The following is a 14253-nucleotide window of genomic DNA, read 5'->3' as shown; positions in this document are numbered from 1 at the left end:
AATCCGATGGGAATACTAAATCTAAACATTTTTAAGATTTAGGTTATGACTAGCACTCTTGTTGAGAATATTCCCGGATATAGCATCAGCGAAGAACTCTATAATGGCTCCCGCACACTGGTTTATCGAGGTTATCGAGAAGTTGATCAACAACCAGTAGTCGTTAAATTACTCAAAAATCCCTATCCCAGCTTTAACGAACTGTTGTTGTTTCGCAACCAGTACACAATTGCTAAAAATCTCAACTCCCCCCTAATAGTCCAAACCTACAGTCTAGAACCTTGTCAAAATGGTTATGCACTAGTTATGGAAGACTTTGGGGGGATTTCTCTTAAAAAGTGGGGAACTAGAGAAACTCAACAATCTTTAGAAGAATTCTTATTAATCGCGATCACTTTGTGCGACATCCTAAATCTACTCTATCATGAGCGCATTATTCATAAAGATATCAAACCCAGCAATATTTTAATTAATCCCGAAACCAAACAAATTAAATTAATTGACTTTAGTATTGCATCATTATTGCCCAGAGAAACCCAAACCCTAGTTAATCCCAAAGTATTAGAAGGAACCCTTGCTTATGTTTCTCCCGAACAAACAGGAAGAATGAATCGCGGGATTGATTATCGCACAGATTTTTATTCTTTAGGTGTAACTTTCTACGAATTACTCACAGGTGAGTTACCCTTTGCATCTCAGGATGCGATGGAATTAGTACATTCTCATATTGCCAAAACCGCACCATTAATAGATGAAATTAATCCAGATATCCCCTTGGTTATCTCAAAAATCGTCAGTAAATTGATGGCAAAAAATGCCGAAGATAGGTATCAAAGTGCATTAGGATTGAAAGTTGATTTAGAAAAATGTTTAATTCAGCTAAAAGAAACTGGTGAGATTCAAAGTTTTGATATTGCTAGTCGGGATGTGTGCGATCGCTTCATCATCCCCGATAAACTTTATGGTAGAGAAACAGAAGTAAAAACCCTACTAGCAACATTTGATAGAGTCAGCCAGGGTGCAACAGAAATGATCCTGGTAGCTGGTTTTTCTGGAATTGGTAAAACAGCAGTTGTTAACGAAGTGCATAAACCAATTGTCAGACAACGTGGTTATTTCATCAAAGGTAAATATGACCAATTTCAACGGAATATTCCCTTTAGTGCTTTTGTGCAATCTTTCAGAGATTTAATGGGGCAGTTGTTGAGTGAAAGTGATGGACAAATCCAGAAATGGAAACACAAAATATTAGAAGCTGTTGGTAAAGATGGACAAGTCATTATTGACGTTATACCTGAATTAGAAACAATTATTGGCACTCAACCATCAGCCACAGAATTATCAGGAATTGCAGCCCAAAATCGTTTTAATTTCCTCTTTCAAAAATTCACTCAAGTTTTGACACAGAAAGAACATCCATTAGTAATTTTCTTAGATGATTTACAATGGGCTGATTCTGCTTCCTTGAATCTGATTCAATTATTAATGGTAAATGGAAACCAGGGATATTTACTATTAATTGGAGCTTATCGAGATAACGAAGTATCGCCCGCTCATCCTTTGATGATGAGCTTAAAGGAAATTAGTAAAGCTGAGGCGGTTGTCAATACAATTACTCTCGCTCCTCTGAGTCAAGTCAAATTAAATCAACTGATCGCCGATACATTGAAGTGCAAAGAGGATTTAGCCTTTTCTTTGTCGCAATTGATTTATCGTAAAACTCAGGGAAATCCTTTATTTGCCACAAGATTTCTTACGTCGTTACATCAAGATAAATTCATTAAATTTAATTTATCAGAAGGATGTTGGCAATTCGATATTTCTCAGATCAATCAGCAAACACTCACCGATGATGTGGTTGAGTTTATAGTATTTCAATTGCAAAGATTACCAGAATCAACCCAATCGGTATTGAAACTAGCTGCTTGTATTGGTAACCAATTTGACTTGCCAACATTAGCGATTGTTTGTCAATTATCTGAAGTGGAAGTCGCAACTGATTTATGGGCTGCTTTACAGGCAGATTTGATTTTACCCCAAAGTGATATTTATAAGTTTTATCAAGGCGAAGATAACGATAAATTGAGGCTAGAAAATAAAAGTACTAGCGAGCAAATAGCCAAGTATAGATTTTTGCATGATCGGGTACAACAAGCTGCCTATTCTTTGATTCCTGAAGACCAAAAACAAGTAACCCATTTGGCGATTGCTCGGTTGCTGCGACAAAGTATCCCAGACAGCGAACTAGAAGATAAGATTTTCGAGATTGTCAATCATTGGAACAGTGCGAGCGCCATTATCCTCGATCAACTTGACAAATCAGAAAAGGATAATCTTGTCGAACTGAATTTAATTGCTGGACGCAAAGCTAAAGCCTCGAATGCTTACGAACCAGCTTTCAAATATTTCACTACAGGGATAAATTTACTGTCTGATGGTGCTTGGCAGACCCAAACCAGCCTGATGTTAGAATTGCAGTCAGGAGCAGCAGAAGCGTCGTATTTGTGCGGTAATTACGAGCAAATGGAGCAGGGAGTAAAGGCAATTTTAGCGGCAAAGCTCCCAGCGATAGATTACGTCAAAGCCTACGAAATTCAGATTCAAGCCTATACAAACCAGGGGAGATTTCAAGAAGCAATCGCGCTCGCCAGGAATGCTTTAGCCGAGTTTTACACCTATTTTCCAGAGCAACCAACACCCGCAGATATCGCTGGCGCTTTAGAAAAGGTAAAGGAATTGCTTAATGGTAGAACTGCCGAAGATTTACTTGATTTGCCGATGATGACAGAACCAGAAGCAGTGGCAATTATGCAGTTACTTTCTAGTGTTATTGCAGCAGCCTACCTTTGTGCTTCCCCACTATTTCCATTGCTCGTTCTGACTCAAGTTAGATTGTCGATTCAAAAAGGAAATCACCCCCTATCAGGTTATGGTTACAGTACCTATGCAGTCTTATTGAGCAGTATATTAGGGGATTTGGATACAGCTTATGACTTTGCTCAGATGTCATCACAACTAGTGGTAAAACTCAATGCACGTTTTATGTTGCCAAGAGTTAATCTGATCTTAGGTCTGTTTTTTATTCATTATAAATCTCATTTTCGCACCAGTTTAGCTTTATACTATGAAAGTTTCCAGACAGCCCAGGAAGTCGGCGATATAGAGTATGCAGGCCATACCGTCCAGCATTTGTGTCAGTGCGTTTATATCCTTGGTCAGGATTTAAATACTTTGGTGACAGAAGCAGAACCTTATTTAAATACTCTATCCAAGCTCAATCTCAAAACTTGTTTAAATTACTCTCAGATTATTTTACAAGCAGTTGAGCGGCTGCAAAATAGTCAAAACCAGTCAACTTTGACAAATAAAACCGAGCAAATACAGGCTACACTTACTGCTACTAATGATTTAATTGGATTGCATTATTATTGGGTCTATAGGCTGACTACTTCCTATCTCCTCAATCAGTACCCCCAGGCAATTCAAGATGCCATAGAAGCGCGTCAAACCCTAGCAGTTGTGGCAGGCGAAATGAGCGAATTGGTTTTTTACTTTTACGATTCCCTAACAGTACTGGCTACCCATGCCGCAGCCACAGACAAAACCGAACTGCTGGAGCGGGTTTCTCAAAATCAAGCCATACTCCACCATCGTGCAGTTTCCGCACCAATGAACTTTCAACATAAATACGACCTAGTAGAAGCGGAAAAATATCGAGTACTAGGGGAAAATTACGCAGCCGGAGATTATTACGATCGCGCCATCGCAGGTGCAAAAGAAAATGACTATATCCAAGAAGAAGCCTTAGCAAATGAACTTGCAGCCAAATTTTACCTTGGTTGGGGCAAAGAGAAAGTCGCCGCCAGCTATATGCAAGAAGCATATTATTGCTATGCCCATTGGGGAGCAAAAGCCAAAGTCGCCGACTTAGAACACCGCTATCCCCAATTGCTTGCGCCAATATTAAAGCCAAGCCGTTCGGTTGTTTCTACTAATGAAACTATCATCAGCTTGGGAACTGTCACATCTACTAGTTCTTCAAGTTCTAGCAGCAGTGTCTCAGATACTCTAGATTTAAAAGCTATTCTCAAAGCATCTCAGGCTATCTCCGGTGCAATCGAACTAGACAAACTACTTTTATCGTTACTTTCCATCATCATTGAAAATGCTGGGGCTGATAAGTGCGTGTTAATGTTGTTGCGAGATGATCGTCTGATAATTAAAGGCTCAATTACCCAGGGAACAAACCCAGTAGTATTGCAGAACCTTCAGGTTGAAGACAGTCAGGATATTCCCCATAAGCTGATTTACAAAGTCAAGCACAGTCAACAAACTGTTGTCTTATTAGATGCAACCGCAGATACTACCTTAGCCAACGACCCGTACATTATCCATCAACAGCCGAAAAGTATTTTGTGCAGCCCGATTTTACATCAAGGTAAGTTGATGGGGATTTTATATCTAGAAAATAACTTAACAAAGGGAGCTTTTACGAGCGATCGCATCGAAATACTCAATCTCATTTGCGCTCAAGCTGCCATCTCTCTAGAAAATGCCCGACTTTATGAATCTGCTCAAGAATATGCCCAAAAGTTAGAGCAAGCATTCACTGATTTGCAAAATGCCCAATTGCAGATAGTTCAAAGTGAAAAGATGTCCGCTTTGGGTAACTTAGTTGCTGGTGTCGCTCACGAAATGAATAATCCTTTAGGATTTATTGCGGCAACTCTCAAACAAGCTAAACCAACAATCGCCGATTTGAGTGAACACATCAAATTGTATCGAGAAACTTTTCCAGACAAGAGTGATGAAATTCAAGACCACGAGTCAGAAATTGACTTAGATTATAGCTTAGAAGACTTGCCGAAGATGATGAATGCAATGGTCATGGCTTGTGACAGATTAAAAAATATCAGCACTTCTTTACGCACTTTCTCCCGTGCTGACAGAGATTACAAAGTCCCATTTAATCTTCATGAAGGCATTGATAGTACCATCTTAATTCTCAAACATCGTCTCAAAGCCAACGAACAACGTCCGGCGATTGAGGTAATCACGAACTACGGTAATTTACCCCAAATTGAATGTTTTCCTGGGCAATTAAATCAGGTATTTATGAATATTCTTGCCAATGCTATTGACGCATTAGATGAATCGACTCACGGACGTAATTTTGAGTCAATTCAAGCTCATCCTAACTCTATTACAATTACCACATCAATAGTAGATAAATCCGTGAAAATCTCCATTGCTGATAATGGTAAAGGGATGAGTGTAGAGACACAACAAAAGATTTTTGACCATTTATTTACTACCAAAGCTGTAGGTAAAGGTACGGGATTAGGATTAGCGATCGTTCGTCAAATAGTCGAAGAAAAACACGGTGGTCAAATCACAGTTAATTCTGTTCTGGGTGAGGGGACAGAGTTTATAATTTCTCTTCCTATATAGAGAGTTTGTTCGTAAAGAGCTATTATCCATGAAAATCTGAAATCCTTGTGCGATAATTACGCTTAACGCCACTCTTGTTAAAAATTATAAACAAGCCAGTGATGCAGTATTACACCTTTGAGCCAAAACGTGTAATTAATAGCTCAAACTCTTCTCACTTCATTCATGCCCCCCACGCGATCGCACTTACTAGCCGCGACCGGGCAACAGCGATACGACACATTGGCTCTCAAAAGGCTCTCTCTGTCTGGATTTGACGTTGCAATTAAGAAAAAGCATCACCCGCATTGCTTAATCTATATTTCATCAGCCGACTTTTGGGTAAAGCTTTCAGTAAAACTACCTTTAGAGAAAAAAGTCTCTGTATGAAAGCTTGCTTTGTTTTTCCTTTTATAGTACATTTGCACTATATTCCTGGTTCTGATTTCCCCACTTATTTGTGGGGTTTTTGTTGTCTTTTTACGGATAGATGTATTTTTTAGGTAAAAAACTAATTTATCAAAGTTTGGCTGTGTCTTGATCATGTTTACTTTGTTTTAATCGTTGTGCCATTTCTAAAACCTCTGGGTTAGCCGCCAGCCATTGCTGGGCTTCCTGTTGTAAAATCAACGACTGGGACTCTAACATTAGCAGCCGTTGGGCCAGCTGTTCCAGCTTGATTCGCTCCTGGGGCTGTAAGCACAAGTTTTCTGTGGTGCAGTATACTTTCACCCAGTGCCGTGCTTGAGTACTTGCCTGTAGTTTTAGCCGAATGCTTTGACGATAGTCTTCTGGAGTGAACGTTTCTACTTGGGGTGAGTCGAATGGTTCTATCACCGGGGCTGGCAGTAAATCTTCACATCCAGTATTTAACGGTGTAGAAGCTAGTAGCTCTACTGGTACAGACGCTTCAGTGGTTAGGGTAAAGTCATCAGGTGAAACAATGCTTTTAGCTGGCGTAGCGATCGCCAAATTGTTATCAAATCTGCTATCAATCCCTTGTACTACATCTGCAATGTCTGTTTGAGAAAGGTTTTCTGTGTTTGATAAGTCTTGCTTATTGTCATTTTTGACGACGCTGGGCAGAACTAGACATTGGATTTGCTTATGATTAATCACATTTAAGACTTTTGAACAATCTGAAGAATTACAGCTGATCAAAGAATTAGAAATGACTAATGATTTATCTGCTTGATTAAGTTCAGCTATTGGCGTTGCTGGTGGCAACGCTTTTGCTGAACTTAAGTACAGAACCTTCATGTATTGGGGGGGTGTGTAAATTAGGGCTGCTTGTGGCTGTGTTGTTTGTGCTGTCTGGATTTCCGGGTTAAGTTCTTCTAACCAAGGGTCTGGCAGTTGGGGGTATTTTTCTGCTGTTAAATTCGCTGTGTCGCTCTCTGGGCAATCGTTTACAGGCTGTTTTGTTTTTGGTTTTTCTTGGTGGTCGGGATGCCATAGGGGTAGGTAAATTGGCTTGTGCAGGGTTGTCTGGCTTACTCCTTTGCCATACTGGGCTTTGGATGCTGCTATGATTGCCATTGCGCGATCGCTTGTTCTTTCGGGTAATTGTTCTGTGGCTTGTAACTGTAGCACAATGGAACGAATTCGCTCTATTGTCTGTTGCTGCCTTTGTTCGTTGGGGTGTAGGGAGATGATTTTGTTATCATCTACTGTGCCAAATTGTTCTTTATAGCTGTTTACCCGTTGGGGGGAGCCTGGGTAGGGGGTGTAAAATCCTTCACAGCATCTTGCCCATTCTCTAGCTCGTTGTTCGATTTCATGTTGGTGGTGACACCATTCTAGATATCCTGGTGACTGGCAGGCTGTGATGATGATGTAGTCTACTAGGGCTTGTCCGCTTAATTGGCGAAAGACTACGCCGTAACAGCCAATGTCTTTGAGAAGGTCGTTGGTCTGCCCGTGTCCTGTCCACCCTTCACTGATTCTTTCTTCTAGGTCATGTCTCCATTGGTCGATGGCGCTGCGCTGACGGTAGGGAAATCTGATGACTTTTTGAAATTTGGCTAGGGCGATGGCTTCTGTTAATGCTGAGTAGTCTTGTCCTGCTGCTGACCAGTCGGCGGCATCCATTAGGTCTTCTACGTCGTCTGACCAAGGTTCTAAGATGTCATCTAGTATGTATGACCCTGCTTGTAAGGGTAGGCGATGGGCGTTGAAGCTGCTGGGTCTGCCTTGACTGTATACTTTGCAGTTGGGGAAGATTTCTAGTTCTCCTCCTTTGATTTTAAATCCTGCTGCTTCTAGGGTTTGCTTGAGGGTGCAGGCTAGGAGAAATGAGGGTTGTTTTTCTTCAAAGAAATAATATATGTGCAGTCCGCCACTTTCACTTGATTGTATGGGGACTGGTCGGCATAGGCCGATTTCTTCTAGGCTGCCTAGTAGTTGCTTGTATTTTAATAGGTTGTTGGCGGGGTGTAGTTTGCTTTTGCGGTCGATGTCTATTAATAAGTAGCTGGTTTGTTTATCAAACCGCAGTCCTAGCAATACGCTTTGGTCAAGGTATTGCTGCCACAAGTTTCTCGGCTGTAGGGGATAGCGGTTTTCTGTTTGCCAATGTGGTCGTTCTCCAACTTTTGGGGTGGGGGCAAAGATGAATCCCCATCCGTGATTGAAGTGTGATAGAAACCTCTGCCCTATTGGGTCTAATGGCTGTGGCTGGGGTATCTGTTTTGCTATTTTTTTTACATTCGCTAGTCTCATTTCTTTCTCCGATGATGATTGGATTCATCGGAGCTACCCACTGTTAAAGGCATTCACTAGCTTTATTAGTATTAAATGTCACCAACTATTCAAAACAAGAGAAGTCAAGTTTGCTCTTAAACAGTTGTCCCATTAGAAGGACTAAAATCTTTACTTAAAACTCTCATGGTTAGTTTTTTGGTTGATGTCACCTGATAAAGCTGTGCTAACTTTGCCTCAATTACGACCCAGACATTGTTAAACTGAAATTGCATATTTTTATTTAGGTTGGTTGCCTAATTGCTAACCTTATGTCTGGCGTGTGGGCAGCTAACCGATTTCTTGTGACTTACTATCCTTAGTTGACTAAGCTATCGGTTTAATGCTTGGGGCAGCTTTTAGGTAGTAAAGACAATAGAAATCAGCCCTAGACGTTAGCTCAAGGGTAGAAAATGCAGCTTTTAACCGAAAAAGCGAATATATCACAACTTTATCCTCATATATGAGGCATCTAGCCGTTAAATTTGTCCCTCAATTATTTTTGGCTTAATAACTCTTGCCAATACTCCGCATTAATTCAGAGTCGGGATAAATTGTAGTGCTAGATGCCTTTTTTACTTTTTGTCCAAAAAAAGGCATAAAATGTCCCGCCCTGTGTGCTAATATTGGCAACAGGAAAGGTACGAGTGGTGAGTCCTCGTTAGTTTGGAACAATTTGGTTGCTCGACCGCCAAGTCTTAACAAAGCCAAAAATGTTCTACAACGACTCACACCTATTTTGAATATCTGAATATACTGCTCTTGTCGTTTTCGCCTCCTTTGTAAATCGACTTATCTTAGTCTGCTTTGCAGACTTACTTTCGCTAGAGTAGCATGAAAAGCCCCTTGACCGTATAAAAACAAGCTGATTTCGTTAGTTGTTACCTATCCTGGGTAGGATGCTATTTCAGTCAGACAGACATTTTTTCCTGGAAATTTAACTCTAATAGGTCAGTCATAGTTATTGTTAGGATGTTCGTAGCAGTTTTTGTCCGACTGCTACGAACATCTTTTTTGTAAAGTTTTATATTTTTCATCCTTACTCATCGATTAGCTATTCCTCACTGAGCGATCGCCAAAATTTTTGGTGTACTGAATTTTTTAACGGTAATACTGGCATTGCAACTTTTACGCTACATCTTTTACTGTGAAGCCCTTGCTACATTTTTGAATTAACAACCAACGATCAGAATCCTTGTCGAGTACTGGCTTGAGACGAAAATTAAACACATCCTCCCACACTTCTACACCGTAAGTAGAAGCAAAATTAATCTCAAGCTCTTTAAAACGTGGATAGTCCCGTTCGCTGATAGCTGCCAGCATAGGAAGTAGTGCGGTTAATGGTATTTGGGTTGCTGTCTCAGTCATCTGGATAATCCTCAAAAATACAAATAATTGGTAGAGGTTCGTCTTCTGTGTCGATGATTTCGACCAATCGCTTACCTATGTTCCTGGCTATTCTTTTACAGCGTTCCTCGGATACTGCGGCTGACCATTGCCTAGTTTCTTTTAAGGGGTCAAATTTGCCTTTAGATCGCTTTATCTCTTCGCTTGGCTGTTCTTCTTTGGTCAAATTATCTCCTTATTTTGTTGTGAGCGATCGCTTAATCCTCGCTCCATTCCAATAACTCACAGGGCTGGACTTTATAACAGTCACAGATTTTGTTCAGTGCTATTCCATTGGGTATTTGCTCAGGATTGTCGCACAGCGCGTACACTGTGGTTTTTGATAGTCCAGTCTCTTTCATAAATTGATAGCGCGTGATTTTGAGCTTTTCTTCAATAAACCTCCTCACAATGTTACGAACTGGCATGGCAACCTGTCTGGTATTATCAGACTCCCATTTAACACTATGCCAGTTAAGCTTGCAATTGTCGGCCAGCTTTATATGGTCACTCGTCTTGACATTACCAGATATCCTGTACTAGTATCATAGTGCTTGGGTTATCGATACGTCAATAACTCAGACAAACATGATTATTTAGCTACGAACGCAGGTTATTTGCATTGCGTCCGCTCTATATCTGCGGTCGCGGTAATTGTGCGTGTCTGCATCATCAAAGAGGATTCATGTACATCAATTTAAGCAATTTAGAAGCAATCCGTGAGCTACCAAACAAAGGAGAAATAATGCTGACATCTAATCAGATTAGGCGTTTACAAACTACAGAATGCTGGCTTAGAGAAATTCGAGATTCAGAAGAATTTAGGCAGCTAAAATACTATCCAGACGTAACGCTTAGTGATGCAATTCAAGCAATAGGCGAACTACTTAATGAACACCAACTCTGTGATTACAAGCCCTCAAATTTTACTGATTCTGAGTGGCTAAAGTATTTAGAACAAAAACCAATAATGGATAAGAAAAATGATTGATAAAGAGCTAGTAAGATGTGTCACGCTATTGACAATGAGCAAGACTTACTGGATTGATGGAACGCTGTACAGATATTTAAGCTGTAGTGACAGTATCCAACATACACAATATTATTTCCGTCCTTTACCGCATCAATCTAAAAGGGTTGACTTAAAGCTCAATCGTGACAAGGTGCTAAGACGTTGTTACGAAATTCCCAGTCTATATAGACAGCACACAGCAGAGATGAATAACAACTCAATACAGTTGAGTTTGTTCTAAATCAGAGTAACAAATATTTTCTAACGCAGTGCTATGACTGCATCAAATAGGCGATTTAGGGGCGTATACACAGGGGTAAATCAAAAAGTGTCAGTATGTCTGGAAAGCTGACAAGCTCTGTTATTACGTGGTTATAGCCTTTCAAGTCAAGGCTAAAACATTTGTCTAACGTCAAAAATCCAAGGTTATTGATAGTGTCTAGCTAATTTAGCGTATCAGATAACTGTTTCTATCTAATTTAGTCTGTCAAATAACCTGAATTTCCGGATAGTCTGTCAATTCTATACACACTTAAGTAATCAAACAGAATCAATGTGGCTACAAAACAATATCTAACTAAGTATCGCCATCTCAAACAGACTTACGAACTCATCACAGAAAAAGACATTTCAGATATCACTTGGTATCGCATAGTTGCATCCTTAAAACAATATTTCTCGCTGGAAATTGAATCTTTACAAGCTAAAAATATTGTTGAAACCTATGCAGGAATGAAGCGCAAGTGTCCAGCCTTTTCTTTTAGAACCTCTGATTTTAATTCTCGCTGGCAAGCCTTTAAACACTTCTATGATGCACAGTTGGTTCAATACACAGGTCAGCAATTCCTGAGAGTGCTTGCAGACTATTTAAAAATCAACCTTGACGATGTACCGCGCAGCACTCGTTACTACTGGTTTAGTCAAGCCGGACTATCTTTTAACGCCCTTAATACTTATCACAGCAAAGATTTAGCTCTTGTCGCGTTTGTTGCTGCTAAATGGGCAATCAATAAGCGTTCGCAACCAGTGAAATCTGCTGAACCAAAAGTTTTGACACTAGCCAAATAAGGATTAATTACCATGTCTGACAAATTTACTAATAACGTCCGCGCTCGTTTGTACAAACAGGGTTATCAAGGATTTACCAAGGACGATTACACTCAAGCCGCCCTCGCTGTTGAGTGCGATGACCTCAACAATCCCACCAAAGAACAATTGAGCCAAGCTGTTGACTATCTCAAACTTCAAGGGGCGACAAGCCAATTATCTGTAACTGATGAAAGAGTTGAAGAAAAATTTCTACCCCAAGTAGAGGCCGAGACTGAAATTGAAACAGGGACACTTGCAGTGGCCCCTCAAGATGTAGGCGAGATGATCACGAATAAAGCCTCACAAATGGGTGTAATACTTTCAGAGCAACAAATCAATGACATAGCCGATAGCGTTGACACCTCAGCCAGCACCTTTGACGAAATTCTCGAACAGGTAGAAACAGCACTACTGGCTTATGCTGACTTTTCAGCCAATCAAGTTGACGCAAAGATTGACCAGACGTTGACCAGAGTAAAAGAGCGAGTAGTTAATCGCCATGAACAAAGCAGAGACAAGCTATCTCGTGGCTTAACGGGCATTAGTGCGGCTTTGGAGAATAGCCGTAATCAAACTAAAAGCCAACTTTCCGGGATACTCACCAGACTCAACGCGGCTCAATAGTGATGAATTAACACTGCTTGAGTGCTTGGTAATTCGTTGGTCAAGAATGAATTACTTCAAGAGAATTGCTGTTAGTTTGGGTGTGCTTGCTGCTATGATTTTGCCCTTACATTACTGGGTATACCTGCCAATCAGAGAGCATCACAACTATCAGCAATATCTCAAAAGAAGACAAGCCATTGAGCAATATGTAAGGCGAATGCAGTATCACTGTCACAAAATATTTACACCCGAAAAAGAGTATGGCTGTAAAAAATTCAATGAAGCTCAAGAATCAGGTAACTTCCAAATCTCGCCACCTGGAAAGTCAGTTAAAAAATAAGTTTAACGCCTCTACTAACTTAGTAGTCAGAGCATTAACAGGTGATAAATCAGCCCTTAAGCTGATAGGACAAATGGGGAATGACGGGGCAAAGATTAGTGAATTCGCCCCACAAGTAAGAGAGCAAATGTTAGCTGCTATCAAAGGCACTGAGGACTTAAATTTAGTCCTGAGCGATATCTATAAACAGGCTGGTGTTAGCGGTGAGAAGATTGAAAGAGCAGTGCAGTCAGCAATTTTAGCTGACACTCATTTAGCGAATATCCTAGAAGAAATGAAGCTTGATTTCGCTTCATCCCAGGATAAAGAAACGCTACGCCATCAACAAGCAACAGACCACATCAAACTCAAATCATGGGTTGAGAAACACATGATGCAAGTTGATGGTGAATATAAAATGTTGCAGACGGAATTACAGACCGACATTAGACAGCAAACAATTGACCTGCAACATGATAAGGAACTGGGCAAGTATTACCTAGAAATGGGTGATAAAGCTCGTAATGATTTCAAGCCAAAAAAACAATATGCTGGGCGTTCGATTGTCCAAAAAATCAAAGATGCTCTACTAGGCTTCTGACAGTTAAAGCCCGACAGCCACCGCATAAAGTTACTGTCGGGCAAGTAAATATCTTGGTGTTAACATGACATACGACATTGAAGATAGTAATGAAGAAATAGTAAGCGAAATTGCTCCAGATACGCCGTTACCAAAAGATTTAATAGAACATCTCCAATCGCGCAAGCAACACCGTAAGGATGTCATCAATACAACTGATAAATTGACGAGATTCTTTGTTACTTGGTCGCTAAATTCTACAGGATTATTTATAGCTAAATATCTCTTAATAACTGGCGGTGGCGTTAACTTGTGGCTGGCAATTACGCTCTCGTTTTCTATATGCAGTGTTGGCTCTCTGGCTGGGTTAACGGGCTTGAGAGTTAATTACAACAGTGATGGACTAGAGGTAGATAATATGCAAAATCTTTTTAAAACTGCTGGTGGCTTGGTGTTTGCAGGTATCACCACTTGGTTAGCTGTCAAAGACTATCAATATTTTGAGAATTTAACTAAAGAAACAGTCTCCCAGATTAGCCAAGATATCCAAACTATTGAGAAACAGAATCCACAGTCAGACCCTTGGTTAAGTATTGCAGTCGCGTTGGCTTTATTCATTAGTTCCATTGCAATTATTTTTAGGGGACGAGAATGAAACAAGGTGTTTTCGAGTTAACGCTGGCTGGTGTGTGTGGTGTAGCCGCAATCATCGGGCTGGCAACATCGCAAACACGTCAGCCCTACGATTTGACACAGATTCAGTTCTGCCCCAGGTCAGTTAATGGTGTAGAAAGTCAAGTAGCACTGGATAAACGTTTCTGCAACCAACCGCGTTTTGTTCTGACGGAAGAATGGCGACGCTACGGGTTGTATGGTAGTATCATTCCCTACAAGGGTGATGCCATTCAATGGGTGCGTGACTTGCCCACAGACAACCCTAATCAGTTGTTGGGATATGGAATTGCGGTTACTGGGTTATGGGGCGTGAGTAGCAACGGAACAGAAAACCGGGATAAGAAAATTGAGTTGAAAAACTAGAAAAAACCGCAGCCATGTATATACATAGGTGAAAGGTTGAAAATGCGTCACTAT

General features: G+C 40.5%; 13 protein-coding genes. 8 read left to right on the top strand and 5 right to left on the bottom strand.

Annotated elements, in window-relative coordinates; translation table 11 throughout:
• Window positions 1-45: 45 nt before the first annotated feature.
• Window positions 46-5451, top strand: a complete 5406-nt coding sequence (locus H6G79_RS32340; RefSeq protein WP_190594608.1) for an ATP-binding sensor histidine kinase — start codon at window positions 46-48, stop codon at window positions 5449-5451.
• 498 nt (window positions 5452-5949) lie between these two features.
• Here H6G79_RS32340 and H6G79_RS32335 read toward each other — a convergent pair whose 3' ends face one another.
• The 5 genes from H6G79_RS32335 to H6G79_RS32315 form a co-directional block, all read right to left on the bottom strand.
• On the bottom strand, window positions 5950-8151 hold the full coding sequence (locus tag H6G79_RS32335) for a hypothetical protein (RefSeq protein ID WP_242048678.1): 2202 nt from the start codon (window positions 8149-8151) through the stop codon (window positions 5950-5952).
• A 116-nt stretch (window positions 8152-8267) separates the two neighbouring features.
• Window positions 8268-8405: a hypothetical protein gene (locus tag H6G79_RS32330; RefSeq protein WP_190594609.1), complete on the bottom strand. Its 138-nt coding sequence runs from the start codon at window positions 8403-8405 to the stop codon at window positions 8268-8270.
• Window positions 8406-9297: 892 nt separating this feature from the next.
• Entirely contained in the window at window positions 9298-9537 is a 240-nt protein-coding gene (locus H6G79_RS32325) for a hypothetical protein (protein ID WP_190594610.1), read from the bottom strand.
• A complete protein-coding gene (locus tag H6G79_RS32320; protein WP_190594611.1) occupies window positions 9530-9742 on the bottom strand; it encodes a hypothetical protein in 213 nt (70 codons plus the stop codon). The genes H6G79_RS32325 and H6G79_RS32320 overlap by 8 nt, the downstream gene beginning before the upstream one ends.
• A 31-nt stretch (window positions 9743-9773) precedes the next feature.
• Window positions 9774-9983 carry a helix-turn-helix transcriptional regulator gene (locus H6G79_RS32315; protein ID WP_190594612.1) on the bottom strand — a complete coding sequence of 70 codons (210 nt, stop codon included), beginning with the start codon at window positions 9981-9983 and terminating at the stop codon, window positions 9774-9776.
• 257 nt (window positions 9984-10240) lie between these two features.
• On the opposite strand from H6G79_RS32315, the gene H6G79_RS32310 reads away from it, so the two are divergent.
• The 7 genes from H6G79_RS32310 to H6G79_RS32280 all read left to right on the top strand — a co-directional run bounded on the left by H6G79_RS32310 (window position 10241) and on the right by H6G79_RS32280 (window position 14199).
• Window positions 10241-10546 carry a hypothetical protein gene (locus tag H6G79_RS32310; RefSeq protein WP_190594613.1) on the top strand — a complete coding sequence of 102 codons (306 nt, stop codon included), beginning with the start codon at window positions 10241-10243 and terminating at the stop codon, window positions 10544-10546.
• A gap of 576 nt (window positions 10547-11122) precedes the next feature.
• Window positions 11123-11635: a hypothetical protein gene (locus H6G79_RS32305; RefSeq protein WP_190594614.1), complete on the top strand. Its 513-nt coding sequence runs from the start codon at window positions 11123-11125 to the stop codon at window positions 11633-11635.
• Between the two features lie 12 nt (window positions 11636-11647).
• Window positions 11648-12280 (top strand): hypothetical protein, encoded by a 633-nt coding sequence (locus tag H6G79_RS32300; protein ID WP_190594615.1) that lies wholly within the window; start codon window positions 11648-11650, stop codon window positions 12278-12280.
• Window positions 12281-12326: 46 nt separating this feature from the next.
• The gene (locus H6G79_RS32295) at window positions 12327-12602 is read left to right on the top strand and encodes a hypothetical protein (RefSeq protein WP_190594616.1); all 276 of its coding nucleotides are present in this window, start codon (window positions 12327-12329) and stop codon (window positions 12600-12602) included.
• Window positions 12541-13182 (top strand): hypothetical protein, encoded by a 642-nt coding sequence (locus H6G79_RS32290; RefSeq protein ID WP_190594617.1) that lies wholly within the window; start codon window positions 12541-12543, stop codon window positions 13180-13182. The genes H6G79_RS32295 and H6G79_RS32290 overlap by 62 nt, the downstream gene beginning before the upstream one ends.
• Window positions 13183-13246: 64 nt before the next feature.
• Window positions 13247-13816, top strand: coding sequence for a hypothetical protein (locus H6G79_RS32285; RefSeq protein WP_190594618.1), 570 nt, complete (start codon window positions 13247-13249; stop codon window positions 13814-13816).
• Complete coding sequence (locus tag H6G79_RS32280; protein WP_190594619.1) at window positions 13813-14199, top strand: hypothetical protein; 387 nt, start codon at window positions 13813-13815, stop codon at window positions 14197-14199. Before H6G79_RS32285 ends, H6G79_RS32280 begins: the two co-directional genes overlap by 4 nt.
• Window positions 14200-14253: the final 54 nt, after the last annotated feature.

Source organism: Anabaena sp. FACHB-83 (assembly GCF_014697485.1).
Lineage (GTDB): Bacteria > Cyanobacteriota > Cyanobacteriia > Cyanobacteriales > Nostocaceae > Nostoc_B.
This window is presented reverse-complemented; position numbering and strand designations above follow the sequence as displayed.